Source organism: Dysgonomonas sp., assembly GCF_035323175.1.
In the GTDB taxonomy this organism is placed as follows: domain Bacteria; phylum Bacteroidota; class Bacteroidia; order Bacteroidales; family Dysgonomonadaceae; genus Dysgonomonas.
Genome location: NZ_DAOKYH010000019.1, coordinates 1 through 23987 on the forward strand (window position 1 = coordinate 1; position 23987 = coordinate 23987).

At 35.8% G+C, this 23987-nt stretch carries 24 protein-coding genes; 16 read left to right on the forward strand and 8 right to left on the reverse strand.

The features are described from left to right. Nucleotides 1-333 precede the first annotated feature (333 nt). The 7 genes from PKC55_RS15495 (at nt 334) to PKC55_RS15525 (ending at nt 8472) form a co-directional block, all read left to right on the forward strand. Nucleotides 334-1881: a vitamin K epoxide reductase family protein gene (locus PKC55_RS15495; protein ID WP_291127050.1), complete on the forward strand. Its 1548-nt coding sequence runs from the start codon at nt 334-336 to the stop codon at nt 1879-1881. 5 nt (nt 1882-1886) lie between these two features. After that, on the forward strand, nt 1887-2603 hold the full coding sequence (locus PKC55_RS15500) for a glycosyltransferase family 32 protein (protein WP_291127052.1): 717 nt from the start codon (nt 1887-1889) through the stop codon (nt 2601-2603). A 99-nt stretch (nt 2604-2702) separates the two neighbouring features. Beyond that, on the forward strand, nt 2703-2930 hold the full coding sequence (locus PKC55_RS15505) for a TIGR04149 family rSAM-modified RiPP (RefSeq protein ID WP_291127054.1): 228 nt from the start codon (nt 2703-2705) through the stop codon (nt 2928-2930). Nucleotides 2931-2995: 65 nt separating this feature from the next. Next, a complete protein-coding gene (locus PKC55_RS15510) occupies nt 2996-4408 on the forward strand; it encodes a TlpA family protein disulfide reductase (RefSeq protein WP_291127056.1) in 1413 nt (470 codons plus the stop codon). Nucleotides 4409-4458: 50 nt separating this feature from the next. Further along, complete coding sequence (locus tag PKC55_RS15515; protein WP_291127078.1) at nt 4459-4656, forward strand: TlpA disulfide reductase family protein; 198 nt, start codon at nt 4459-4461, stop codon at nt 4654-4656. A gap of 219 nt (nt 4657-4875) precedes the next feature. Further along, on the forward strand, nt 4876-7083 hold the full coding sequence (locus PKC55_RS15520; RefSeq protein WP_291127058.1) for a peptidase domain-containing ABC transporter: 2208 nt from the start codon (nt 4876-4878) through the stop codon (nt 7081-7083). Nucleotides 7084-7089: 6 nt separating this feature from the next. Continuing rightward, the gene (locus PKC55_RS15525) at nt 7090-8472 is read left to right on the forward strand and encodes an HlyD family secretion protein (RefSeq protein WP_291127060.1); all 1383 of its coding nucleotides are present in this window, start codon (nt 7090-7092) and stop codon (nt 8470-8472) included. A gap of 359 nt (nt 8473-8831) precedes the next feature. On the opposite strand, the gene PKC55_RS15530 is transcribed toward PKC55_RS15525, so the two are convergent. From PKC55_RS15530 to fbp, 5 genes are all read right to left on the reverse strand, one after another. Continuing rightward, nucleotides 8832-10031, reverse strand: a complete 1200-nt coding sequence (locus PKC55_RS15530) for an acetate kinase (RefSeq protein ID WP_291127062.1) — start codon at nt 10029-10031, stop codon at nt 8832-8834. A 4-nt stretch (nt 10032-10035) separates the two neighbouring features. Beyond that, nucleotides 10036-11001 (reverse strand): 3-hydroxyacyl-CoA dehydrogenase family protein, encoded by a 966-nt coding sequence (locus tag PKC55_RS15535; RefSeq protein WP_135106931.1) that lies wholly within the window; start codon nt 10999-11001, stop codon nt 10036-10038. Nucleotides 11002-11110: 109 nt separating this feature from the next. Further along, nucleotides 11111-12121: a phosphate acetyltransferase gene (gene pta, locus PKC55_RS15540; RefSeq protein WP_303895483.1), complete on the reverse strand. Its 1011-nt coding sequence runs from the start codon at nt 12119-12121 to the stop codon at nt 11111-11113. Between the two features lie 144 nt (nt 12122-12265). Then, nucleotides 12266-12814: a YcxB family protein gene (locus PKC55_RS15545; protein WP_291127068.1), complete on the reverse strand. Its 549-nt coding sequence runs from the start codon at nt 12812-12814 to the stop codon at nt 12266-12268. A 64-nt stretch (nt 12815-12878) separates the two neighbouring features. Further along, nucleotides 12879-13910, reverse strand: a complete 1032-nt coding sequence (gene fbp / locus PKC55_RS15550) for a class 1 fructose-bisphosphatase (protein ID WP_135106936.1) — start codon at nt 13908-13910, stop codon at nt 12879-12881. A 114-nt stretch (nt 13911-14024) separates the two neighbouring features. Between fbp and PKC55_RS15555 the strand changes: the two genes are divergently transcribed. The 3 genes from PKC55_RS15555 (at nt 14025) to PKC55_RS15565 (ending at nt 16143) form a co-directional block, all read left to right on the forward strand. Further along, on the forward strand, nt 14025-14399 hold the full coding sequence (locus PKC55_RS15555; protein ID WP_135106938.1) for a DMT family protein: 375 nt from the start codon (nt 14025-14027) through the stop codon (nt 14397-14399). A gap of 244 nt (nt 14400-14643) precedes the next feature. Next, nucleotides 14644-15105 (forward strand): nucleoside-diphosphate kinase, encoded by a 462-nt coding sequence (gene ndk, locus PKC55_RS15560; RefSeq protein ID WP_135106940.1) that lies wholly within the window; start codon nt 14644-14646, stop codon nt 15103-15105. 9 nt (nt 15106-15114) lie between these two features. Beyond that, nucleotides 15115-16143 (forward strand): LysM peptidoglycan-binding domain-containing M23 family metallopeptidase, encoded by a 1029-nt coding sequence (locus tag PKC55_RS15565; protein WP_291127070.1) that lies wholly within the window; start codon nt 15115-15117, stop codon nt 16141-16143. A gap of 91 nt (nt 16144-16234) precedes the next feature. On the opposite strand, the gene ung is transcribed toward PKC55_RS15565, so the two are convergent. After that, nucleotides 16235-16897, reverse strand: coding sequence for a uracil-DNA glycosylase (gene ung / locus PKC55_RS15570; protein ID WP_283687373.1), 663 nt, complete (start codon nt 16895-16897; stop codon nt 16235-16237). A gap of 372 nt (nt 16898-17269) precedes the next feature. On the opposite strand from ung, the gene PKC55_RS15575 reads away from it, so the two are divergent. Together PKC55_RS15575 and PKC55_RS15580 are read left to right on the forward strand one after the other, a co-directional pair. Next, nucleotides 17270-18565: an MATE family efflux transporter gene (locus tag PKC55_RS15575; protein ID WP_324373563.1), complete on the forward strand. Its 1296-nt coding sequence runs from the start codon at nt 17270-17272 to the stop codon at nt 18563-18565. Between the two features lie 33 nt (nt 18566-18598). Further along, the gene (locus PKC55_RS15580; RefSeq protein WP_006842069.1) at nt 18599-19093 is read left to right on the forward strand and encodes a flavodoxin; all 495 of its coding nucleotides are present in this window, start codon (nt 18599-18601) and stop codon (nt 19091-19093) included. 69 nt (nt 19094-19162) lie between these two features. Here PKC55_RS15580 and PKC55_RS15585 read toward each other — a convergent pair whose 3' ends face one another. After that, complete coding sequence (locus PKC55_RS15585; protein ID WP_291124359.1) at nt 19163-19861, reverse strand: YjjG family noncanonical pyrimidine nucleotidase; 699 nt, start codon at nt 19859-19861, stop codon at nt 19163-19165. Between the two features lie 99 nt (nt 19862-19960). On the opposite strand from PKC55_RS15585, the gene PKC55_RS15590 reads away from it, so the two are divergent. From PKC55_RS15590 to proS, 3 genes are all read left to right on the forward strand, one after another. After that, nucleotides 19961-20533 (forward strand): Crp/Fnr family transcriptional regulator, encoded by a 573-nt coding sequence (locus PKC55_RS15590; protein WP_291124361.1) that lies wholly within the window; start codon nt 19961-19963, stop codon nt 20531-20533. 76 nt (nt 20534-20609) lie between these two features. Further along, nucleotides 20610-20999 (forward strand): pyridoxamine 5'-phosphate oxidase family protein, encoded by a 390-nt coding sequence (locus tag PKC55_RS15595; RefSeq protein ID WP_291028380.1) that lies wholly within the window; start codon nt 20610-20612, stop codon nt 20997-20999. 78 nt (nt 21000-21077) lie between these two features. Next, entirely contained in the window at nt 21078-22559 is a 1482-nt protein-coding gene (proS, locus tag PKC55_RS15600; protein ID WP_291124363.1) for a proline--tRNA ligase, read from the forward strand. A 75-nt stretch (nt 22560-22634) separates the two neighbouring features. On the opposite strand, the gene PKC55_RS15605 is transcribed toward proS, so the two are convergent. Continuing rightward, complete coding sequence (locus tag PKC55_RS15605) at nt 22635-23123, reverse strand: DinB family protein (RefSeq protein ID WP_291124365.1); 489 nt, start codon at nt 23121-23123, stop codon at nt 22635-22637. Nucleotides 23124-23472: 349 nt separating this feature from the next. Here PKC55_RS15605 and PKC55_RS15610 point away from each other — a divergent pair, with 349 nt between their 5' ends. Next, nucleotides 23473-23922 carry a DUF3836 domain-containing protein gene (locus PKC55_RS15610; RefSeq protein ID WP_291124367.1) on the forward strand — a complete coding sequence of 150 codons (450 nt, stop codon included), beginning with the start codon at nt 23473-23475 and terminating at the stop codon, nt 23920-23922. Nucleotides 23923-23987: the final 65 nt, after the last annotated feature.

Below are 23987 nucleotides of genomic sequence, written 5' to 3' on the forward strand. Positions count from 1 at the left end.
CATGTTATGAAATAAAGGTAATATAAATAATATAAGATGTATACGAAAAGAGAGAGAATATAAAGAATGTATCTCATTTTACCCAAAAGGTATCCTATTTAACACATAAAGATTGTATACTGATAAAAAAAGTCATATTAAACCGAACATATAAAAAGAATAACAAACAAACAAACAGTATTTTAAGAACAATACACACATAAAAAAAATCATATTATCAAAGTATAATGAATCGTAACCCACATGTTTTATATAGCTTTGTATTATCGAAAGACAAATTAAAATGCCCCAGCATAGTTAACACTTAATACCTAATACGCTCTTAGTTTTGATATGAGAAATATATTTACGACATTATTAGGATTACTGAATGTAAAACACACTCATTCCTATTCATCACGTTTTTATAACGAACATCCTCATAAATACAATTTATATGGATTATCGAAAATACTTTCTGATTACAACATAGAAAATGTTGGAGTAAAAATCAATAATAAGGAAGATGAAATCTTTAATCTAGAAGCTCCTTTTATAGTCTATTTGGGAACTGATTTTGCAATCGTATATAAGATAACATCTGTGAAAGTTCATTATATATGGAAGGAAAAGAAGATGGAGCTCTCTGTTGATAACTTCTGCAAATTATGGAATGGAGTTACCCTGTTGGTAGAAATAAATGAAAAATCGGCAGAGCCCAACTATTTGGAGCATCGTAAACAGGAGCGATTATCTTTAGTTCAAAATATATTATTGACTGGAGCTATTTCTATATTAATGATATTAACCTTTATATCTAATCTAACATACAATAATATTGGTTCAATCTTACTGACAGTTTTAAATTTAACGGGACTATATATAGGTTATTTACTTGTTCTTAAACAAATGAATATTCAGAGTAATTATGCTGATAAAATCTGCTCCCTTTTTAGTCAAAAAGATTGTAATAATGTTCTTGAATCAAATGCCGCAAAAATAGGAGGATTTATAGGATGGAGTGAGATAGGTTTTGGATATTTCACAGCTAACATTATTATTTTACTCTTTTTGCCAAATTATATCACATATCTTGCTCTTATCAACATTGCAGCATTACCATATACTTTATGGAGTGTGTGGTATCAAAAATACAAAGCTGGACAATGGTGCCCTCTATGTCTTATCATTCAAGCTATTTTATGGTCTATATTTATTGTAAACCTAATCTTTGAATTTATTGAAATTCCACAATTTACGATTACAGATACGCTATTAATCGCTTCTTTATATATAATTCCGGTATTGACAACGAATATTATTATACCTAAGCTAATTAAATCAAATAAACAGGAACAAACGACTCAAGAACTGAACAGTATTAAAACTTCAGAAACAGTTTTCTCTACCCTACTCAAGCAGCAACCTCATTATGATGTAGACCTAAACACTTCTAATATATTATTTGGAAACCCAAAGAGTGAAATACTAGTTACTATTCTTACTAATCCGCATTGCAACCCTTGTGCAAAGATGCATGTTCGTGTAGTGAATCTATTAAAACAAACAAACAACTTATGCATACAGTACGTATTCTCTTCATTTAGGCCAGAATTAGACTCTAGTAACAAATTTTTAACATCTGTCTATTTTGAGAAAACTGAAAGAGATAAAATATTTCATTTGTGGTTTGATCAAGGAAAGCATGATAAAGAAAATTTCTTTAAAATATATCACTGTGATAATTATAATAAACAGGTGACACTTGAATTTGAAAGGCATAAAGAATGGAAGAGTAAGACAGGGATCGTTGCAACTCCGACTATCCTTGTAAATGGATATAAATTACCGGATAACTATAAAATCGAAGACCTTAAATATATTACAACAATAAAATCTTAAATCAAATGAATGAAATACCTAAGATTATTCATCAGATATGGTCTGGAATTAATGAACCTTTACCCCGACCATTCAAAGTACTAGGTGATACATGGAAGCGTGATTATCCTGATTGGAAGTATGAGTTTTGGGACAATGAACGCATAAATAACTTTATTCAAGAATATTACCCTCAATATTGGGATATATATTGTAGATTTCCCTTCAATATACAAAAATGGGATGCTATCCGCTATCTTATTTTAGACAAGGTAGGGGGAATGTATGTTGATTTTGATTATGAATCAATCCAACCAATGGATCAATTGATTAAAGGAAAGAAATGCTGTTTTGCATTGGAAAAGGAGTTGCCATCATCACCCTATCTAAATAATCTATATTTTAACAATGCCCTCATGCTGAACATACCAGAACATTCTTTCATGAGAAGAATCATCGAACAGGTTTTCACCGAAGAAACATTAGCTTTTGATACTACATGGAAGGTTAGTTGTGTATTCAACACAACAGGCCCTCACAAATTAGTTAAAACTTATAATAATCTGACAGAACAAGATAAAAAAGAAATATATCTGATTCCTGCAAAATATGTTTCTCCATTTACAGGCCATGAGGCTAAATTAGTTAGGACAGGAACTGTAAGTCAAAAGCTGGAAGATTGTTTAGAGGAAGCTTATGCTGTACACTATTTTTGTAGCAATTGGGCAATTGATGAAGCTTGAAGTAATATATTATATTTATTGTTAAACTGTTGGACAATAGGCAATAATCTGATCATTTATTGTAGGCATAATCAACAGAAATTGATAAACACATTTATTATGAAAAAATTAAGTAAATTATCATTGAAAAGCGTTTCAGAGATGACTGATGAAGAAATGAAGCTTATAATTGGCGGATCTGGCTCTGGAAATTGTTGGGTAAGATGTGATCAGGATAACAGCACCCCTAAATCTGTTCCGGATTGTGAAAGAAGTTCTGCAGACGAAGCTTGTGGAGGCAGTGGCAGCGCAGGCAGTAATACTGTATGCTATTGTGTAGGATCATAACAAACAATTGACTACAAGAGGATTGGCATTATGCTAATCTTCTTGTAATTACAAATCACAATACAATGAAAATAAAAATAACTTTTTTCTGTCTATTATTATGTAAACTTAATATATTATATTCCCAAAATGTGTTAATATCTGGAGAAAACATAAATAATATCAACAAAGTTGAATTAATAAATAATCTACCTTTTAGATGGAGCGATATAAACGGCGACTTTAAGATTCTTTTTGATAAGAGAGGAGATACTTTTAGTCTGCCATTACAAATTGATCATATTACTGTAAAGCAAATTATGCCTCCTGGATATTCATTTGCTCAGACTATCTTTATTACCAGAGGAGACTCTGTTACATTTTCGGTCAAATCAAATGGTGATAATAATTTCTATTACCATTTCGAAGGGAAAAATGCATCTCATTACAATTATGATGGTCTGATAAACAAAATATTTCCTTATAAAGAAATTCCTAAATATAAGAAAGATACATCATTCGAGATTTACAAAGATAGTCTAGCATCTTTTTATAAGAGGAAGCAAATATTCTTAGATAAGTATATTAAGACTCATGAGGTAAGTAACGATTTCACTAATTACGCAAGGAGTTGCATAGTCAATGATTATGCATTCAATTTATTTCAGACCATTGTGTCAAATCCAAATATCATATCCGCAGATGAAGCAAATGACATATTCGAAAATACCCCTATTGAAACAAATAGTCTCCCCGTGACATATGGTGCCGCAATCCGCTATAAATATATAAATCGTTATGAATCAAATAAAGATATAAATCTAATATATCAGAATATATTAACATACACAGAAGGAGAAATTCAGGACTATTTAATATCAGCATTAATAGGCACATATGCTATAAGGCAAAAACAATCTGAACGGGAATCCCTATTAAAAATAATACATGAAAACACGTCTCATATTAAGAGAGGTGAGTTTGCTGAATATATACAAAATGCCCTCAATTATACAATGATTATAAATCAACCTATTCCAAAAGATATATTATCTACCACATATGTCAGATCATTTCAGGATGAAAAGAAAGTAAATTTAACAAAAGTTCTAGAAAAGTATAATGGAAAGGCTATATATATAGATTTTTGGGCAAGTTGGTGCACTCCATGTCGTCTCCATATAAACAACTCGCTGTCTGCTCGGAAATATTTAGAAGAAAAGAATATTGTTTACTTATATTTATCAATAGATGAAAATGAAAAGGCTTGGCTAAAAGCATCTGAAAAAGATAAAACGACAGACAATCAATATTTAATTGATAATAATACAAGCTCTCCTTTAGCGAAATATTTCAATATAATCTATATTCCCAGGTATATCTTATTAGACTCTAGCCATCAGATAAAGAACAATAAAACTCCAGCTCCAAATGAAGAAAACTTGGATCAATTAAAAGAAGCTATTTCTACAATGATTACAAAAGTTTATAGGTTTTAATTGCACAAAGTAGACAATGCAAGAGCCTTTACTATTATAAGCAGTTTAGCATCCTAAGGTTAAAAGATCCGAAGGATAAATATATCCCTATATCAAGTCTCAAAACCGATTATATATTAATTGACTTTTGGGCTATATGGTGCGCTCCTTGTGTTACAGAAATTCCTAATATACTAAAGGTGTATAATAAATACAAAGACAAGTTTTCAGTATATGCCATATCATTAGATAATACCCGTCAGGAATAGTTGGAAGGTATAGAAAGTCTAAATGTCGACAATTTACGCATGTATATGTTGGAACTTGGGCAAATAATGATGTTCGAATTATCACAAATAGTTTTATTCCTGCAAATTTCCTACTTGATAAAAACAAGCGTATTATAGTAAAAAAACTTTAGAAGAGAAGAGTTATAAGCTAAGTTGTCTCAGCTTATAAAATAAGAATAATCAAGAAATTTAAATAAAATGAAGCCATTCCCTAACTATAAACAACTCGATGTCATGGATTGTGGTCCTACCTGTTTGCGCATGATAGCCAAATACTATGGACGCAACTTCTCTGTACAGTATCTTAGGGAAAAGAGTTTCATCACCCGAGAGGGTGTTTCCATGCTTGGTATCAGCGATGCAGCTGAAACCATTGGTATTCGAACCAACGGTATCAAAATTACTTTTGAGCAATTAGTTAAAGAAAAGCCTTTACCATGTATCCTACATTGGAATCAAAACCACTTTGTTGTATGCTATTCCATTAAAAAGAAAAGAGACTTAGATTATGAAATAAAAATCTCGGATCCTGTAGGTGAAAAATATACAATGAACAAAGCTGAATTTCTTAAATGCTGGGCTAGTTCTCTATCCCAAGGAGAGGACACTGGCACTATCTTATTATTAGACCCTACTCCCGATTTCTACAATCAGGATGACGGGTTAGAAAAATCAAATAAGAGTATCTATTATTTTCTGGGCTATCTTCGTCCATATAAATCTCAGATCATACAACTCATAATTGGACTACTGGCAGGGAGTGCCTTATCTCTTATTTTACCATTCCTTACTCAGGCTGTAGTTGATCAGGGAATTGGCAATAACAATCTGAGTTTCGTTACATTAGTATTGATAGCCCAACTCATACTATTTATTACTCAACTGGCTGTAGAATTTATCCGTAATTGGATTACACTTCATGTGAACAGTCGTATAAGTATATCTCTTATCTCTGACTTTCTTTCCAAATTGATGAAACTACCTTTACGCTTCTTTGACACAAAGAATGTAGGAGATATCATGCAACGTATAGGAGATAATGACCGTATCAAATCATTTCTTACAGGTTCTACTCTTACTACTCTATTTTCATTCGTAAACTTCATCATATTTGCCTTCATTCTTGCATATTACAGTTTTACAATATTAGGCGTTTTTATTTTAGGTAATTTTTTATACATTTTGTGGATATTGGTATTTCTTAAATACCGCCGTAAACTGGATATGGCACGCTTCACCCAAGCTTCAGCAGAGCAAAGCAACCTAGTACAAATAGTAACAGGAATGCAGGAAATAAAACTCAACAACTGTGAAAAACAGCAACGATGGAAATGGGAACGCATACAGGTAAAACTTTTTAAGATAAGTATAAAAGGGCTTGCCTTGGGACAATACCAACAGATGGGATCGGTATTTTTCAGTCAGACGACATCTCTTTTTATTTCATTTATTGCCGCTCGCTCAGTGATTGAAGGAGACATGACATTGGGTATGATGATGGCTGTGAGTTATATCATCGGACAACTATCAAGTCCAATCGGGCAACTCATCAGCTTTGTACAAACAGCTCAAGATGCTAAAATCAGTCTCGAACGGTTAAATGAGATACATAACAAAGAAGATGAAGAGCAAACTATAGAATCTAAAATAAATGAATTACCAACAGACAAATCTCTCTGTATCGAAGATTTATATTTTAGTTATGATGGTGCAGACCGTGATTATGTGTTGAACGGAATAAATCTGTCTATACCAGAGAACAAGGTAACGGCGATAGTTGGTGCCAGTGGAAGTGGTAAAACAACCCTGATAAAACTACTTTTGGCTTTTTATAAACCGAATAAAGGTAAGATTAAAATTAAAGATCTATCTATCAATGATATTAATCCTCACCTATGGCGTCAGAGATCTGGTGCTGTGATGCAAGATGGGTTTATTTTCTCCGAAACTATAGCTAATAACATAGCTATAGGAGAAGATATTGTGGATAAAAAAAAGCTGCAGCAAGCTATAGAAGTAGCCAACATCAAAGAGTTTATAGAATCACTTCCTCTAAAGTATAATACAAAAATAGGCATGGAAGGGAATGGTATTAGCCAAGGACAGCGTCAACGGTTATTGATAGCAAGAGCTGTTTATAAGAATCCTGAATTTCTATTCTTTGATGAGGCGACGAATGCATTAGATGCTAATAATGAAAGAACGATATTAGATAATTTGAATAATTTTTACAAAGGAAAAACAGTCGTTATTGTGGCCCATCGCTTAAGCACAGTTCAGAATGCAGATAATATAGTGGTTATGGATAAAGGCAGAGTTATAGAAGAGGGTACACACAAAGAGTTAACGAATAAGAAAGGAGCCTATTATACTCTTGTTAAAAATCAATTAGAACTAGGCATGTAAAAGAATATGGACATAAAAGGGGCAAAAATATTAAAATCTGACCTTCCTGACAGGAATCTCAATTTCATATCGATTCAAAACTCAATAGATAATACTGACATTGAATTGAAAAGCGAAGAGTTTCAAGAGGTATTGGGTAGTACCCCTTCATGGATACTTAGAAGAGGCATCACCCTTATTTCTATTATTGTACTAATAATTTTAATAGGAAGCGCCTTTTTTAAATATCCGGATATAATAACTACTACAATGACACTTACGGGAAGTACTCCGGCAACTGGATTAGTTGCCAGAACCTCTGGTAAAATACAGGAGTTAGACGTACAGGATAAACAAGAAGTGAAAGCAGGGAGTTATCTGGCTGTTATCGAAAATTCCGCTAATACAAGTGATATACAGATATTAAAACAATATATCGATCAACTAAACCAAAAGATAGATACTATTATAACTTTACCATCTAAAGAGTTGAAATTAGGGCCATTGCAGTCGCTGTATTCTGACTTTTACATAACTCTTTTCAACTATTATGAATTCAAACGCTTGCAGTATTACACACAAAAGATTGATTTTATGAAAGATAAAATCAATCAATATCGAAATTATTACAGGAATGTAGAAGGGCAAAAAGCGATAATCAAAGAACAATTTCGACTCAATCAGAATCAATATCGAAGAGATTCAGTATTAAATAAACGTGGGGTTATTTCTTCTGAAGAATTGGAATCAACCAAAAATAAGTATCTACAAGGTCATCTTTCACTGGAAAATATACATTCTACGATACAAAATACCGAAATACAAATCACAGAGATGCAAGAGAGCTTATTAGATACAGAGTATCAATATCTGGAGAAAAAGAATCAACTTGAAACGCAATTAAAAACATATATATCACAATTACTTGCAGAGATACAGTCATGGGAATTAAGCTATGCTCTGATTGCTCCAATTGATGGGCATGTTACATTTACCAACTATTGGGTAAAAAACCAAAACGTAACAACAGGAGAAACTGTATTTACAATTATACCAAAAGATAATATGGAAATCATCGGTAAAGCTCAGATGCCATTAACTCGCTCGGGTAAAGTAAAAATAGGACAAAAAGTAAATATACGTTTTTCTAACTTTCCCGATAATGAATATGGAATCATCAGGGGTAAGGTAAAAAATATATCTATGGTTCCGGTAAAAGACGCACAAGGGCTCGATTTCTATACAGTAGAAATTGAATTTCCGGAAGGAATGACCACCACTTATAAAAGAGTATTACCTTACCTTCCCGAAATGCAGGCTCAAGCCGATATCGTAACTGATGATATTTCACTATTGGAAAGGTTCTTTATGCCATTAAGAAAAATATGGACTGAGGGGATGAGTCTGTAAAGTAAATAATGTAAGATGCATACGAAAAGATGTATAAAATAGATTCTGTGGAGTGTTTTTCTTTAGGATGTTTCAAGCTATTAGTTTTCAAACCTATATAAAAAAGAAAAGGTTGTCGTCCCGACAACCAATCTTCATTGTTAACCTTAAATCTAATACTATGAAAAACACATTACAAAGGTAAATCCCCCTGAGGAATCTTCCAAATAATAGACTATGATTTTTCCCGTGTTTAATTTTGTTTAACTGTGAACTACAAATTGTTAATGAATTTGTTAAAGAATCTTGTGTATTATAAAGAAACGAAAAACGGCACAATATTGTGCCGTTTTTCACATATCTAAATATACTATAGAAGCTTATTTATTAACGATCTCCATTGTATCGGAGGCGATCATATATTCTTCATCGGTAGGAACAACCATAACGATTACTTTAGAGTCGGGAGCACTAACAACAGACTCTTCTCCTTGTATCTTGGCATTCTTCTCTACGTCAAGTTTTATTCCCATATATTCCATATCCTTACATACCTGCTCACGAACAGCAATAGCATTCTCGCCTATACCACCCGTAAACATAAGAATATCTACACCTCCCAGAACGGCTGCATAAGCACCCACATATTTCTTTATACGGTGTACAAACATATCGAAAGCCAATATAGCTCTTTCGTTACCCTCATCCATTGCGGCACGCAACTCACGCATGTCAGACGATACACCCGATACACCTAACAGTCCACTGTGCTTATTTACGAGAGTAGAAATAGCTTGTGTACCGATGTTCTCTTTCTCCATAATGAAAGATATAATACCGGCATCCACATCGCCCGAACGAGTACCCATCAACAGACCTTCAACAGGAGTCATACCCATTGATGTATCTACCGACTTTCCGCCATAGATAGCAGCCAAAGAGCCGCCATTACCTATATGAGCTGTGATAATGCGTTGTTTTTCGTACGGAACACCTAATAAATCACACCCTTTGCGCGAAACATATCTGTGACTTGTTCCGTGAAAACCGTAACGTCTGATACCATATTTTTCGTATAATGAATATGGGAGTCCATACATATATGATTTTGCCGGCATTGTCTGATGGTAAGCAGTATCGAAAACTCCCACCTGCGGGATATTTCCCATCAATTCTTTCACGGCATAAATACCTGCAAGATTAGGTGGATTGTGCAATGGAGCAAGCTCTATGCATTCTTCCATTTTCTTTATCACCTCATCGGTAATAAATACACTACTATTAAACTCCTCTCCACCGTGAACCACACGATGACCAACAGCATCTATTTCATCCAAAGAGCCTAACACGCCATACTTAGAGCTTGTTAAAACACCCAATATATATTCTATTCCGGCCTGATGCTCTAGAATTTCACCTTCAAGAACGACTTTATCTCCATTAGGTAGCGGAAACTTAAGGAAAGAACCTTTCAAACCGATTTTTTCGACTCCTCCCTGTGCAATCACAGCCTTGCTTTCCATATCGAAAAGCTTATATTTTATAGAAGAACTTCCACAGTTCAATACTAATATCTTCATGTCTTTAAATTAAATCGTTTGGTCCTATTATTTTCCCTGCATCGTCGTAAATATAAAAACCGCGTTTGGTAGATACCCCAAGTTGTTTTGATCTGAACAACTTCCACAATACCGGACTAGCCTTATATTTCTTATCGCCATACTCATCGAACATATCCTCCATAAGCATTACCAGCTTTTCGATACCTAGTATGTCTGCCAGTTGGAAAATACCAAACCGTTGTCCAAATATGATTGTAAACTCTTTATCTATATCTTCTATAGAAGCTACATTCTCCATCCATATCTGACATGCTTCATTCAGCATTGTTATCATCATACGAAAACTTACAAGCCCGCTACTTTCGTGCACCTGTATAGCCGTATGCTTGATCATGTGAGCAAAGTGATACACCTTGTGCACTGCTTCTTCGGATGTAAATGTTCCTCTTACGATCTCTAACAAACGAGCGTCTGTATGTGAGACAGGAAAATGCAGGCTGATACAACGAGCTTTGTATTTCAGATCAGCAGCCAGTTCACTGATGATAACTGTAGTTGCATTTGTAGCGATAATAGCATCCGGCGACAAGACTTGTTCCAGATTGCGGAAAACTTCTTTCCTCAGATCAGTGCTACGTCCTCCATCCACATCGTAACGGATACATTCGATCACAAAATCGCAATCTTGCAGATCCTGATAATCAAGGGTTCCTTTGATACGTCCCATGGTAGAACGCTTTTCGCCCTGAGTCAACCCCCAGTTTTCTATCTTTGTATCCAATCCGTGCTCTATATCTTTCAAGGCCAATTGTATCCTATCTTCCGACACTTCAACAAAAGTAACCTCGATACCAGATAGCGCTGTAAGGCTTACAATATGTCGTCCATCACGACCGCAGCCAACAACCCCGATCTTAGAGAAAAGAGACCTCTTCTTATTTTTTGAGCTTAACCCATACTCCTCAATAGGTTCTATGATTTCTGCCATAAATATTTTAATTATAAATTTAGAGTTATAAACTATGAGTAGGTCGGAAAAGCGAATCGAATGATTGTTCGTCCCAACCGTCTATTTCTCAAAGCTATCTATAACTATTTTAATTTTTCTTTGCGGCAATAGCCTGATTAGCGGCAATAGCCACCATATTATATATATCACTTACCGAGCAACCTCGCGACAAATCATTTACCGGTGCAGCCATTCCTTGCAGGATAGGACCTACAGCCTCGGCATTCCCCAAACGTTGCACAAGTTTGTAAGCAATATTTCCAACTTCTAATGAAGGGAACACTAACACATTTGCTTGTCCTGCAACTGCACTTTCGGGAGCTTTTTGCTTACCTACTGCAGACACAAGAGCCGCATCGGCTTGTAATTCGCCATCGATCTTCATTGTAGGATCAATCTTCTGTGCCAATTGAGTAGCTTCAATCACCTTATCTACTAACGGGCTTTTAGCACTTCCTTTTGTCGAAAAACTTAGAATTGCCACCTGTGGTTCTTCTCCAACCAAAGCACGTGCAGTTTGACCTGTAGCAACAGCTATTTCGGCCAACTGAGACGCTGTAGGATCGGGAGTAACGGCGCAATCTGCAAAAAGCAACAGTCCGTCTTTACCATATTGTTTCTGAGTAGTAAACATTAAAAAAGCACCTGATACCACACTGATTCCGGGTGCTGTTTTTATAATTTGCAATGCAGGGCGAAGCACATCTCCTGTTGTATTCTCGGCTCCGGCAATTTCGCCGTCGGCATCTCCGTTTTTGATCATAAGGCAACCAATATATAGCGGATTTTCAGCTAGTTTTGCTGCCTGTTCGATAGTCAAGCCTTTCGATTTTCTCAACTCAAAAAGAAGATTCGTATAAACCTCTTTCTTTTCATAATCCTTCGGATCAAGAATGGTTGCTTTATCTATATTTTTCAGATTAAGACCGGCTGCCAGTTCTTTTACTTCTTTTACATTCCCTATAAGGATAATGTCGGCAACACCATCACCAAGCAACTGATCTGCTGCTTTTATAGTCCTTTCTTCAGTTCCTTCCGGCAATACGATACGCTGTTTGTTCGCTTTTGCTCTTTCTACTATCTCTTTAATTAAATCCATAATATATAATGATTGTTTTTATCCAATACGAAGTCAGGACGAACCCTTTTTATAAAATCGAGCAAATATAATAAAATTTGCAATCTCTACTTTACATTTCAAGCAAGAAACATCTCGTCTAATGTGAAATAAGCTAAAAAATATTTACTTCCATTCCCACTCCAATTCGGCTATAAGTGGAATACCTTTAGTATTCCTATATCCTTCGAAAACTTCTGCCAGTTGTTCCTTGTTAACAATTTGATCTTTGGGAATAATGATATAAACATATTGATTCATCATCAGAAAAAAATATCGCTCTATTTCGATGATGGATTTTATATCATGCACATTAAAAAAATTATGACCTCGCTTACTGTCGACTTCTATAACATCATTCCCCAGCAAAAGTTTTATTTCGTAGAGAGATTCTCCTTTCATACTGTCTATTACCTTTCGCTTACTCATACGCTTATACATCCACGCCGACCAGCGTTGATAAAAGATAAAAAACAAAAGTGATGATGCGATAAAGACATAAGCCAAAATATCGTTCATCCCGTCAAACAACAGGATAGCACCAAACAAAAGAGATAACCCCGGCAATCGATAACGATCCCATTTCCGCTGCTTTTTATAACCGCTGTTGTGAGACAAATTATAAAGTTGCAACTCTAAATAGTCATTTGTAGACAATGTATAACTAAGCTCCATATTCGAGAGACAAAGTTAGTTAAAAACAAAGGCTCTCATAGCGTTAACCATGAGAGCTTTTATTTTATTTATCTTTTTTTTCTTTTTCTTCAGCTCTTTCTATAAAGTCTTTTAGTTTTTTCACCATATTCAAGCTTCCACAATAAAACGGCACTCGCTGGTGTAACTCCTGCGGCTGAATCTCCAATATCCGATTATGCCCATCTATAGCAGCTCCGCCGGCTTGTTCTGTAATAAATGCCATTGGATTACATTCGTACAACAACCGTAGCTTGCCCTTAGGCGCTTTGTGTGTAGACGGATAGAAATAGATACCGCCTGTAATCAGGTTGCGATGGCAATCCGAAACCAAGCTCCCTATATATCGGGCAGTATAAGGACGGTCTTCTTTTTCTTCCTGACAGTATTTTATATAATCTTTCACGCCTTGCGGAAAATGGACGTAGTTACCTTCGTTGACAGAATATATATTCGCGTTTTTAGGACATCTCATATTCGGATGCGACAGATAAAAACTTCCGATTGCAGGATTCAGCGTAAAACCATTCACTCCTCTACCTGTCGTATAAACGATCATAGTCGATGTACCATATATAATATATCCTGCTGCCACCTGATTAACTCCCGGTTGTAAGAAATCCTCCATCGTAACGGGTGAACCTATCGGAGAAATGCGACGGTATATAGAGAAAATAGTTCCTACCGATACATTTACTTCAATATTGGACGATCCGTCAAGCGGATCCATCAACACTACATATTTATTGTTATGCCCCTCGTCAAGCCCTTCAATTGTAATAAAGTTATCATTTTCTTCCGAAGCAATACCACATACAATTTCCCTGTTGATAAGTGTTTGTATAAAGACATCATTGGCATACACATCTAATTTTTTCTGATCCTCGCCTTGTACATTCGTAGTGCCTACTGCTCCCAAGATATCTACCAGACCGGCTTTGTTTACTTTGTAACTAACGACCCTGGCGGCGAGAAGGATTGAGTTTAAGAGGCGGGAAAGCTCTCCTCTCGAATATTTGAAATCTTCTTGTCTCTCGATGATGAATTCATCAAGTGTTTTTCTTGCAATATTTTTCATAGTGCTAATTATTATTGTGTTGTTTTTTATGGATATTTCAAAGGTAAGAATTAAATCAAAACAAAAGTTCCAAAAAATAATTACTTTTGCTGCGAAATTTTTAATCTACAGAGAATGAACTTATCTGGTGTATATACAATAATATTATTGGTCTTTTCTAATATATTCATGACTTTTGCTTGGTATGGGCATCTAAAAATGAAAGAATATTCGTGGTTCGAATCACTTCCATTATTTGGTGTTATACTTTTCAGCTGGGGTATTGCCTTTTTTGAATATTGTTTTCAAGTACCTGCAAACAGAATCGGATTTCAGGGTAATGGAGGACCTTTTACTCTGATGCAGCTAAAAATCATCCAAGAGGTTATCACCCTCACTGTCTTTGTATTGTTCAGCACACTAGCATTCAAGACCGAAACTTTCAAATGGAACCATTTATTGGCTTTTGTCTTTCTTATTGCTGCTGTATATCTGATATTTAAGAAATAGAGACAATACACCTCATTTGAGGAACACTTTACAAATTAGTTATATTTAGTTAAACGCACTACACCTCCCATAGGGCGTAACACCGCTTTTGTTTAGAGAGATTCCAAACAAAATATGTTCTTAAACATAGCGTAAATACTGTTAAAATCTACCTTTTCGCAGGTTACGGGGTTGTTACAAATTGAAATATGTTTTATATTTGGCCTCTATATCTTATAAATTCTATTTATTTTTAAGTACACACATGGAAAAAACCCTCGTTATTCTAAAGCCTTCTTGTGTTCAAAGAGCACTGATAGGAGAGGTTATCTCTCGTTTCGAAAAGAAGGGTTTACGTTTAGCAGGAATGAAAATGGTACAGCTGACTGATGCTATCCTCAGTGAGCATTATTCACACTTGAAAGACAGACCATTTTTCCAACGTGTAAAAGATTCCATGCAGGTATGTCCGGTTATACTTCAATGTTGGGAAGGGAAGAATGCAACTAAAGTTGTACGCTCCCTGATTGGAGTAACCAATGGCAGGGAAGCTACTCCAGGAACTATTAGAGGAGATTTTTCGGTTAGTTCTCAGGAGAATATTGTGCATGCATCAGATTCGTCCGAATCTGCAAAGATTGAACTAAAACGCTTTTTTAACGACAACGAGATTTTTGATTATAAACAATCCACGCTAGCTAATTTATATGCGGGTGACGAGATTTAATTTATATTTATGACAGGAATAAGCAGTAACATTTTAACAAAAGGCTTCAAGCGAATAAGATTATTGCCTCTAGTGGCAGTATTTTTCATCCCAATGACCGGTTTCGCCCAGAAGAAAATAACAGAAGAAGCCTCGCCCGACAGAGTAGAGCTAAAGTACAAGCAACGACACAGCAGACAGACCCCAAGTTCCAATCTATATGCAGATGGAATTAAAATAAAAAGAGACCTTTCTATACTTAAAGAAATTCAAGAAGAACGCATCCTTGGAGAGAATGAAATCCCAGCAGAAGATCTTTACGGAGGTATATGGAATAATCGTTATGTGAACGCATACCGTTCTATAGAGAATATTCCAGATACATTCAAAGTGAGCCTGGCCAATTTCACAATGCCGACCATGGGATATGTTACCTCTAATTTCGGACCTCGCCGTCGCCGTATGCATTACGGAATAGACCTTAAAGTACAGGTGGGTGATACGATTTACGCAGCTTTCGACGGAAAAGTACGTGTAAAACAATACGAAAGACGTGGATATGGTTACTACTTAGCCTTGCGCCATCCGAATGGATTGGAAACAGTTTACGGACACTTGTCCAGATTCTTAGTAGAAGAAGACCAAGTTGTAAAATCGGGAGACCCGATCGCTTTAGGAGGAAACACAGGACGTTCGACAGGTTCTCACTTGCATTTCGAAATCCGCTTTTTAGGCAATCCGATAAATCCTATATACATTGTTGATTTTGATAACAAGGTTTGTCACAAAGACACTTATACAGTAACACCAAACAGCTATAGAAAAAGCAGCAGAGGTGTAGATATAAGAAACCTTGCCTCATCATCTACTACAAGATCAAGCAACGATGTAAAAAATAAATATTCGACGGGTTCTGTGAAATATCACCGAATATCAAAAGGTGACACACTCGGCAAAATTGCAAGGATGCATGGTACAACAATCAGTAAACTTTGTAAGTTGAACAATATCACATCAAGGGCTACACTTAGAGCCGGAAAATCATTAAGAGTTTCATAAGCAAATAAATCAAACATATATAAAAAATGGCGGCAATGTAATTATTGTCGCCATTTTTATTTGATCTTTTTATATCAATATCTGTTATACTCTACCATTCGATTGGCGCAATACCTTTCGACTGCAAATATTTATTAGCCGTACTGAAATGACTATTACCAAAAAATCCATTATAAGCCGAAAGAGGTGAAGGATGTACAGACCTTAGCACCAAGTGCTTGTTAGGATCTATAAATGAAGCCTTCTTTTGAGCATATGCTCCCCAAAGGATAAAGACCAGATTCTCTCTTTTTTCGGCTAAGTGATGTATGGCTGCATCGGTAAATGCTTCCCATCCTTTTTTCTGATGCGAGCCTGCCATATGCGCCTGAACAGTCAGTGTAGCGTTGAGCAGCAATACACCCTGATTTGCCCAACGGGTCAAATTTCCCGATCGGGGTACAGGAATACCCAAGTCTCGGTTTATCTCCTTAAATATATTCACAAGCGAAGGCGGAGCAGGTATTCCATCGGGTACGGAAAAAGACAACCCATGAGCCTGACCATCGTTATGGTATGGATCTTGTCCCAAAATAACAACTTTTACTTTATCAAACGGAGTATGCTCAAAAGCATTAAAGATAAGCCTCGCCGGAGGAAAAATCTGTTTGGTTTTATATTCTACTCTTACAAAGTCGGTAAGCTTTACGAAATAATCTTTTTCAAACTCATCTTTCAACTGGTCTTTCCAACTTTGTTCTATTTTTACATCCATAGCTACTTAAAACGGTCTTTATAATTATAAATATTCAAGATTGGAGATGCATAAAGATACAACATTTTGAAGATACGAGATGTATTTATTTAACATTTGTACGTTCTTTATAAGAGCACTACCTTTGTACACCTTTAAAGTTCAATATGTTTTGCTCGCAGATTTATCTTATTATAGATGGTTTAGCAGGATTACGAGAACACCATTGAATGCTCAAAAGCTAGAAAAAGTGACATGATAAAAACAGATAAAAAAAGTGTCACTTTTGTCACCTTTTGCATTCTAAAAAAGGATACACAACACTGTACTACAGGCATATACATAGAAAATAATTAAATAAAAAAAAGTGACAAATATATCAGGAAAGTGACAATGAATAGAAGCATATTACAATTAGCGATACCCAACATTATTTCCAACATCACCGTTCCCTTGCTCGGATTGGTAGATATGTATATTGTGGGACATCTCGACTCGGAAGATTATATCGGAGCCATTGCTTTGGGTACAATGCTATTCAATTTTATTTATTGGAGCTTTTCATTTCTTCGCATGGGGACAAGCGGCTTCACAGCACAGGCCTATGGCGCAAAAGATTATAGAGAACAAGCCAATACTCTGCTGAGGTCTCTATCGGTTGCGATGAGTGCAGGTATTGTAATCGTTCTGCTGCAATACTTTATTGCTCTTGCCGGATTCTTTCTACTCAATGCTGACCCTACCGTTAAGGTTTTTGCTCACCAATATTTCTATATATACATCTGGGCCGCACCGGCTGTATTGGGTATGTACACATTCAACGGTTGGTTTATAGGTATGCAGGATGCCAAAACACCGATGTTTATAGCCATCACCGTAAACATTGTAAATATAGTTTTAAGCTTTGCCTTTGTATACGGATTGGGAATGAAGATAGAAGGCGTAGCCCTAGCCTCCGCATGTGCACAGTATACAGGATTCTTATCATTTATACTCGTCTGGAATATGAAATACGGTTGGTTGAAAAAACACATCGACTTTTCTGTTCTCAAAAACTTACACGCATACATTCCCTTCTTCAGAGTGAACAGTGATATCTTCATTCGCACAATGGCACTGATTGCAGTAACAACATTCTTTATGTCTGCTTCTTCCAAATCGGGAAAAGACATCCTTGCGGTTAATGCCTTGTTGATGCAAATGTTTATCCTCTTTTCGTATATGATGGATGGTTTTGCCTATGCAGCCGAGGCCTTAACGGGAAAGTATATCGGAGAAAACAATCGGTTTTTACTAAAACGGTTGGTGAAGCGTCTCTTCGTATGGGGTACTATTATAGCTTTACTGTTTACGCTCATTTATGCCACGGGCATGGATTATATACTGGCATTGATCACTGATAAAAAAAATATATTAGAGTTAAGTAAAAGCTATCAGTCTTGGGTTTTGCTGATCCCTATTGCAGGATTCTCTGCTTTTCTGTGGGATGGGGTCTTTGTTGGGGCTACAGCATCACACCAAATGAGGAATTCTATGCTGATAGCGGTAGGTGCTTTTTTCCTTATATATTTTATGTTTTCCGACGCTTCTGCGAACAATATCCTATGGCTGGCGTTTATAGTGTATCTGGGACTTAGGGGTATCATCCAAAGCTTTATGGCACCCTCTATTTTGAATGATTCCAGATAATTGATAATCAATTAATAAATATCTTAACTAGTTATGAGTAAAATTGCAATAGTTTATGGCTCGTCTACCGGAGCCACAGAAGCGGTAGCGGAAAAAATACAGGCAGCACTCGGCGATGCTACACTTTTTAACGCCGATGGTGTTAGTGTCGACGACTTGCAATCATATGATTTTTTTATTTTAGGTGCATCTACAACAGGTATTGGTGACTTACAGGATGACTGGGAAGCTTTTTTGCCGAAATTTGAGAAAATGGACTTTACAAATAAGAAAGTAGCCATCTTTGGATTAGGCGACAGCGCATCTTTCTCTACCAGCTTTGCCGGAGGTATGTATACGATGTACAAGGCTCTGAAAGGTAAAGTAGAAATCGTAGGCTTCGTTCCAACAGACGGATATACATTCGACGAGTCTGATGCTGTTGTAAACGGGCAATTCGTTGGTCTGGCTTTGGATGAAGATAATGAATACAATGAGACAGAGAAGCGTGTAGCAGACTGGCTAGAAGATTTAAAAAAGTATTTTTAATAAATATATCTTTATTTAGTGATGTATATAAAGAGCCGGTAAGTATCCCCAACCGGCTCTTTACTTTTCCTAAAGTATATTCTTTATTGCTGATAACTTATTGACAATATAAGTGGGCTGAAAATCTCCGACAGGCTTACCTCCTGGGTTATACCAAATCTGATCGATACCACTATTGTATGCGCCGCCTATATCTGTGAATAGATTATCCCCTATCATGATTGTAGTGTCTCTCTCCGCACCAGCTTCTTTCAGAGCATAATCGAACAAATGCGGATGAGGCTTATTCACCCCTACAGCATCGGAAAGTATCACCTTGTCGAAATAGCCTGTTAGTCCGGCATTATCCATTTTGATATATTGCATCTCGGTAAAGCCATTGGATAGGATATGTATCTTGTATTTCGATTTCAGATACTCGAGTAAATCGACAGCACCATCGATAAGGATCTTTTTTTGCATGATCCTTTCTATATAATCATCATTAATAGCAAGAGCCTTTTCTTCCGATATATCTTCTACCAAAGAAAGAGGGGCAATAAAACGTTCTCTTTGCAAAGTGGCTTTCGATATTTTACCTTGCCCATACATCTCCCAGAGCTGACTGACATTGGCATAATATATTGTATAAAAATCATCAAAAGATGGAAAGTAGTTTCCAAAGTTATAATCATCATATAGCTCTACTAAAGTCTGCTGGGTATTCTCTATAGTATCTATAAGCGTATCATCCAAGTCGAGAAGAATATCTGTATATTTTGATTTCATAATTATCTTATATTAGTAGATGGCAAAGATACAAAATATCAATAAGGACAAACTCTGTCTTTTTTATATTACTTTAGAGCCTTTATTAAATAACAACCGATGTATAGTAAACTGATCAGCCATATTCGCAATTATATTCATTTCGAGGAATCAGATATTGAAATATTATCTCAATATATAACCCTCCTTGATCTAAAAAGCAAACAATTTGTATTGGAAGAAGGACAAGTCTGCAAAGCCTACTACTTCATTGAAACTGGCTGTATGCGCATGTTCTTCCACAACGACAAGGGTACGGAGCAAACAATTCAATTTGCGTTGGAGGGTTGGTGGATGACGGATTTTATGAGCCTTTCTAACCAAAAAGCGTCCGACTATTATATACAAGCGATAGAAAATTCGAGTGTGCTGGCTATTGGTTTTCACGATTTTCAAAAAATGATTTTAGAGTTGCCCTCTTTAGAACGATATTTCAGGTTAGTCACCGAAAGAGCACTTGCTGCTTCGCAGTTTAGAATGAAGCTGCTCTATGAACTTTCGAAAGAAGAAATATATAAACACTTTAAGACATCTTTTCCCGAGTTTGTTCAACGTGTTCCTCAATATATGCTTGCTTCGTTCCTAGGACTTACGCCGGAATACCTGAGCGAGATTAGAAAAAAGAACCCTTAAGATATTTCTTAAACCAGCTTAAGATTTACCCATCCGATGAATTGTAATTTTATGCCTGAATAAAAAACAGAAAACAATGAATGAATCAAAGAAACTTACAGAGAAATTTCATAAAGTAATAGAAAATGAAGGCGTAGTATCAATCGTATCGTGGGGAAAGGAAGAACCTCATATAGCTAACACATGGAACTCATATTTGGAAGTTACAGAAGATGAACGCATTCTCATCCCTGCCTATGGCTTGCGTAAAACACAAAAAAATGTAGAAGTAAACAACAAAGTAAAACTTACATTGGGCAGTAGAAATGTTTTAGGCTATAAAGATTATCAGGGAACAGGCTTTTATATAGAAGGAACAGCGAAATATATTACTTCGGGAGAGGAATATGACTATATGAAAGCAAAATACTCATTTCTGAGCAGGGTATTGGAAGTTACAGTGACTTCTATAAAACAAACCCTGTAAGAAATACAAATCAAATATCATTTAATTAAGGGCTTTTACTAACTTTGTAGCAATTTTGGAAAAACAGAATTCAATAATATGGCAAAAGAACTTAAAGAACTGACACCTCGAAGTCAAGATTACAGTCAGTGGTATCTCGATTTGGTATTAAAAGCAGATTTAGCAGAAAATTCTGCTGTACGCGGATGTATGGTGATAAAGCCATACGGCTATGCGATTTGGGAAAAAATGCAACGTCAATTAGACGATATGTTCAAAGAAACAGGACACATGAATGCTTATTTCCCGCTTTTCATCCCCAAGTCATTTTTGAGTAAAGAGGCTGACCATGTTGAAGGTTTTGCTAAAGAATGTGCTGTTGTAACTCACTACCGTCTAAAAAATGATCCCGACGGAAAAGGAGTAATAGTTGACCCTGATGCAAAATTGGAAGAAGAACTTATTGTTCGCCCAACTTCCGAAACGATTATCTGGAACACGTACCGTAATTGGATACAATCATATAGAGATCTACCTATCTTGGTAAATCAATGGGCAAATGTCGTACGTTGGGAGATGCGTACCCGTTTATTCCTGCGTACCGCAGAATTCTTGTGGCAAGAAGGGCATACAGCTCATGCCACAAAAGAAGAAGCGGTAGAGGAAGCGGAAAAAATGTTGAACGTGTATGCTCAGTTTGCCGAGGAGTATATGGCTGTGCCTGTAATTAAAGGTGTGAAATCAGCATCTGAACGATTTGCCGGTGCTGTAGATACATATACAATCGAAGCCATGATGCAGGATGGAAAAGCCCTTCAATCGGGAACATCTCACTTCCTTGGACAGAATTTTGCAAAAGCATTCGATGTGAAATTTGCGGATAAAGAAGGCAAGATGGATTACGTATGGGCTACTTCATGGGGAGTATCTACCCGCCTTATCGGAGCTCTGATAATGGCACACTCGGATGATAACGGACTTGTGCTTCCTCCAAAACTAGCTCCATTCCAAGTTGTTATTGTTCCTATATATAAAGGTGAAGAACAATTAGCCTTAATCAACCAAAAGGTGGATGGCATTGTAAAATCATTGAAAGCTCTTGGCATCAGTGTTAAATATGACAATGCAGACAACAAAAAACCGGGATGGAAATTCTCGGAATATGAATTGAAAGGAGTTCCTGTACGTTTGGCTATGGGTGCTCGCGATATGGAAAATAACACAGTAGAAGTTGCTCGCCGCGACACGCTGACTAAAGAGACTGTATCATGTGACGGGCTGCATATGTATATCAAGAATCTATTGGATGATATTCAGGCCAACATCTACAAGAAGGCGTTCGATTTCAGAGCTAAGCAAACAATCACTGTAGAGACATACGAAGAGTTTAAAGAGAAGATAGAGGAAGGTGTATTTATTCTTGCTCACTGGGATGGCACGGCCGAAACTGAAGAAAAAGTGAAAGCTGAAACCAAAGCAACAATACGTTGTATCCCTCTTGAAGGAGATAAAACTCCCGGCAAATGTATGGTTACAGGAAAGCCATCTGCTCAACGAGTAATATTCGCCAGAGCTTATTAATTGAGGGAAATAATAACTTATAATAGAAGAGGATTTGGGGTTTCCAAATCCTCTCTTTATTTTGAAGAGTATGTCTTAAGCATTACTGGCATGCAGCTCATGAATCTCATTTATATGCAAGTGCAAATGAGGGAGATAATTTATAATCATCTCTTTTAGAGAGACTCTATCACCTAGCGCTGTAATCCATTCATTACCGAGCTTATCAGTGTCCACATGTTTGATAACATGCATTATGTGGAGGTTTGAATATTTCCACAATTGAACCAAGTCCTCCCAATTCTCTGTCTGATAATCCTGAATAGCGATCCATCTGTCATTATTTCCCAAGTTAGCATAATCAGGGAAAATCAATGGACTAGGCTGGTTTTGCAAATGAATAATACGATGTATATTATTAGATGCTGAATCTACTAAGTGTCCAAGTATCTGTTTTATATTTCTGTTCTGCTTATTTCCTTTCGTGGCTATCAGTTCTTCTGACAATGATAGTAGAAATTGCTCTTCGGTATTAATGACCTGCTTAACACCATCTATAACCTGATAAAAATCATTTTTTTCCATTTCTTTAATTCATTAAGGATAATAAATAATATTCTATATTATCTGTAAGCAGAAAACGATATAAAGATAAGTTCTTTCACCTTACTAAAAAGTATTTTATTAATTATATCATAAAAAATATGGCTAAAAAAGAACAGTCTTTCAATCATTAACCTTAATTAACACCAGTAATAAACGACTTATTTACAAATATATATACACAAAACATACTTCTATGCATAACATAGTACTAAAAATAGACTAACTTTTTTGTAACTATTCGATAGTTGACAACGTCATATATATAGAAAGCGCTTTTAAAAACAAAATTTCGATCTATTAACAAGGTAACAATTTAAAAGATACCGACATGAAAGCAATATTTTTAACAACAGTTTTGGCAACACTATTTTCATTCTCTAATATATATGCAGGAAATTCAAAAGACAAAGTATATAGCAATATTGAAACCACTAAATACGGTTGCACAAAAGAATATACAACAGTAGACGGAACTTCATTAGAAGCTTTGAAAAAAGCTGTGTTTGTCTACGATACAAAAAACAATCTGAAGGAAAAAACATATTACAAATGGAGTTCTCAAGGATGGGTTGGAACTTATAAATATGTATATGAATACAATTCGGATGGAGGCAAAGTGGCCAATCTTATCTTCACCAAGTGGGATAAAAATATGGCAACATGGTCTACTAAATCGCAGCATCTAATACATGTATATGATGATGCGAGCGGAAAACTATTAACAGTTAAGCAAGTTCAAGTAAACAATAATTCCAGTGGTCTTATTGCTAATAAATAAGCCACATACTTAGAATTACTACTTTTCGAGTTCTGTTCCTTGCGATAAAGAGCAGAACTTTTTTT

Bases quoted from the DNA above. Each gene is read 5' to 3' on its own strand.
- PKC55_RS15535 (WP_135106931.1), bottom strand. From the start codon at position 11,001: ATGGCAGAAATCATAGAACCTATTGAGGAGTATGGGTTAAGCTCAAAA.
- PKC55_RS15555 (WP_135106938.1), top strand. From the start codon at position 14,025: ATGAACTTATCTGGTGTATATACAATAATATTATTGGTCTTTTCTAAT.
- fbp (WP_135106936.1), bottom strand. From the start codon at position 13,910: ATGAAAAATATTGCAAGAAAAACACTTGATGAATTCATCATCGAGAGA.
- PKC55_RS15595 (WP_291028380.1), top strand. From the start codon at position 20,610: ATGAATGAATCAAAGAAACTTACAGAGAAATTTCATAAAGTAATAGAA.
- ndk (WP_135106940.1), top strand. From the start codon at position 14,644: ATGGAAAAAACCCTCGTTATTCTAAAGCCTTCTTGTGTTCAAAGAGCA.
- PKC55_RS15510 (WP_291127056.1), top strand. From the start codon at position 2,996: ATGAAAATAAAAATAACTTTTTTCTGTCTATTATTATGTAAACTTAAT.
- PKC55_RS15520 (WP_291127058.1), top strand. From the start codon at position 4,876: ATGAAGCCATTCCCTAACTATAAACAACTCGATGTCATGGATTGTGGT.
- PKC55_RS15605 (WP_291124365.1), bottom strand. From the start codon at position 23,123: ATGGAAAAAAATGATTTTTATCAGGTTATAGATGGTGTTAAGCAGGTC.
- PKC55_RS15590 (WP_291124361.1), top strand. From the start codon at position 19,961: ATGTATAGTAAACTGATCAGCCATATTCGCAATTATATTCATTTCGAG.
- ung (WP_283687373.1), bottom strand. From the start codon at position 16,897: ATGGATGTAAAAATAGAACAAAGTTGGAAAGACCAGTTGAAAGATGAG.
- PKC55_RS15545 (WP_291127068.1), bottom strand. From the start codon at position 12,814: ATGGAGCTTAGTTATACATTGTCTACAAATGACTATTTAGAGTTGCAA.
- pta (WP_303895483.1), bottom strand. From the start codon at position 12,121: ATGGATTTAATTAAAGAGATAGTAGAAAGAGCAAAAGCGAACAAACAG.
- PKC55_RS15525 (WP_291127060.1), top strand. From the start codon at position 7,090: ATGGACATAAAAGGGGCAAAAATATTAAAATCTGACCTTCCTGACAGG.
- PKC55_RS15495 (WP_291127050.1), top strand. From the start codon at position 334: ATGAGAAATATATTTACGACATTATTAGGATTACTGAATGTAAAACAC.
- PKC55_RS15580 (WP_006842069.1), top strand. From the start codon at position 18,599: ATGAGTAAAATTGCAATAGTTTATGGCTCGTCTACCGGAGCCACAGAA.
- PKC55_RS15505 (WP_291127054.1), top strand. From the start codon at position 2,703: ATGAAAAAATTAAGTAAATTATCATTGAAAAGCGTTTCAGAGATGACT.
- PKC55_RS15565 (WP_291127070.1), top strand. From the start codon at position 15,115: ATGACAGGAATAAGCAGTAACATTTTAACAAAAGGCTTCAAGCGAATA.
- proS (WP_291124363.1), top strand. From the start codon at position 21,078: ATGGCAAAAGAACTTAAAGAACTGACACCTCGAAGTCAAGATTACAGT.
- PKC55_RS15585 (WP_291124359.1), bottom strand. From the start codon at position 19,861: ATGAAATCAAAATATACAGATATTCTTCTCGACTTGGATGATACGCTT.
- PKC55_RS15500 (WP_291127052.1), top strand. From the start codon at position 1,887: ATGAATGAAATACCTAAGATTATTCATCAGATATGGTCTGGAATTAAT.
- PKC55_RS15530 (WP_291127062.1), bottom strand. From the start codon at position 10,031: ATGAAGATATTAGTATTGAACTGTGGAAGTTCTTCTATAAAATATAAG.
- PKC55_RS15575 (WP_324373563.1), top strand. From the start codon at position 17,270: ATGAATAGAAGCATATTACAATTAGCGATACCCAACATTATTTCCAAC.
- PKC55_RS15610 (WP_291124367.1), top strand. From the start codon at position 23,473: ATGAAAGCAATATTTTTAACAACAGTTTTGGCAACACTATTTTCATTC.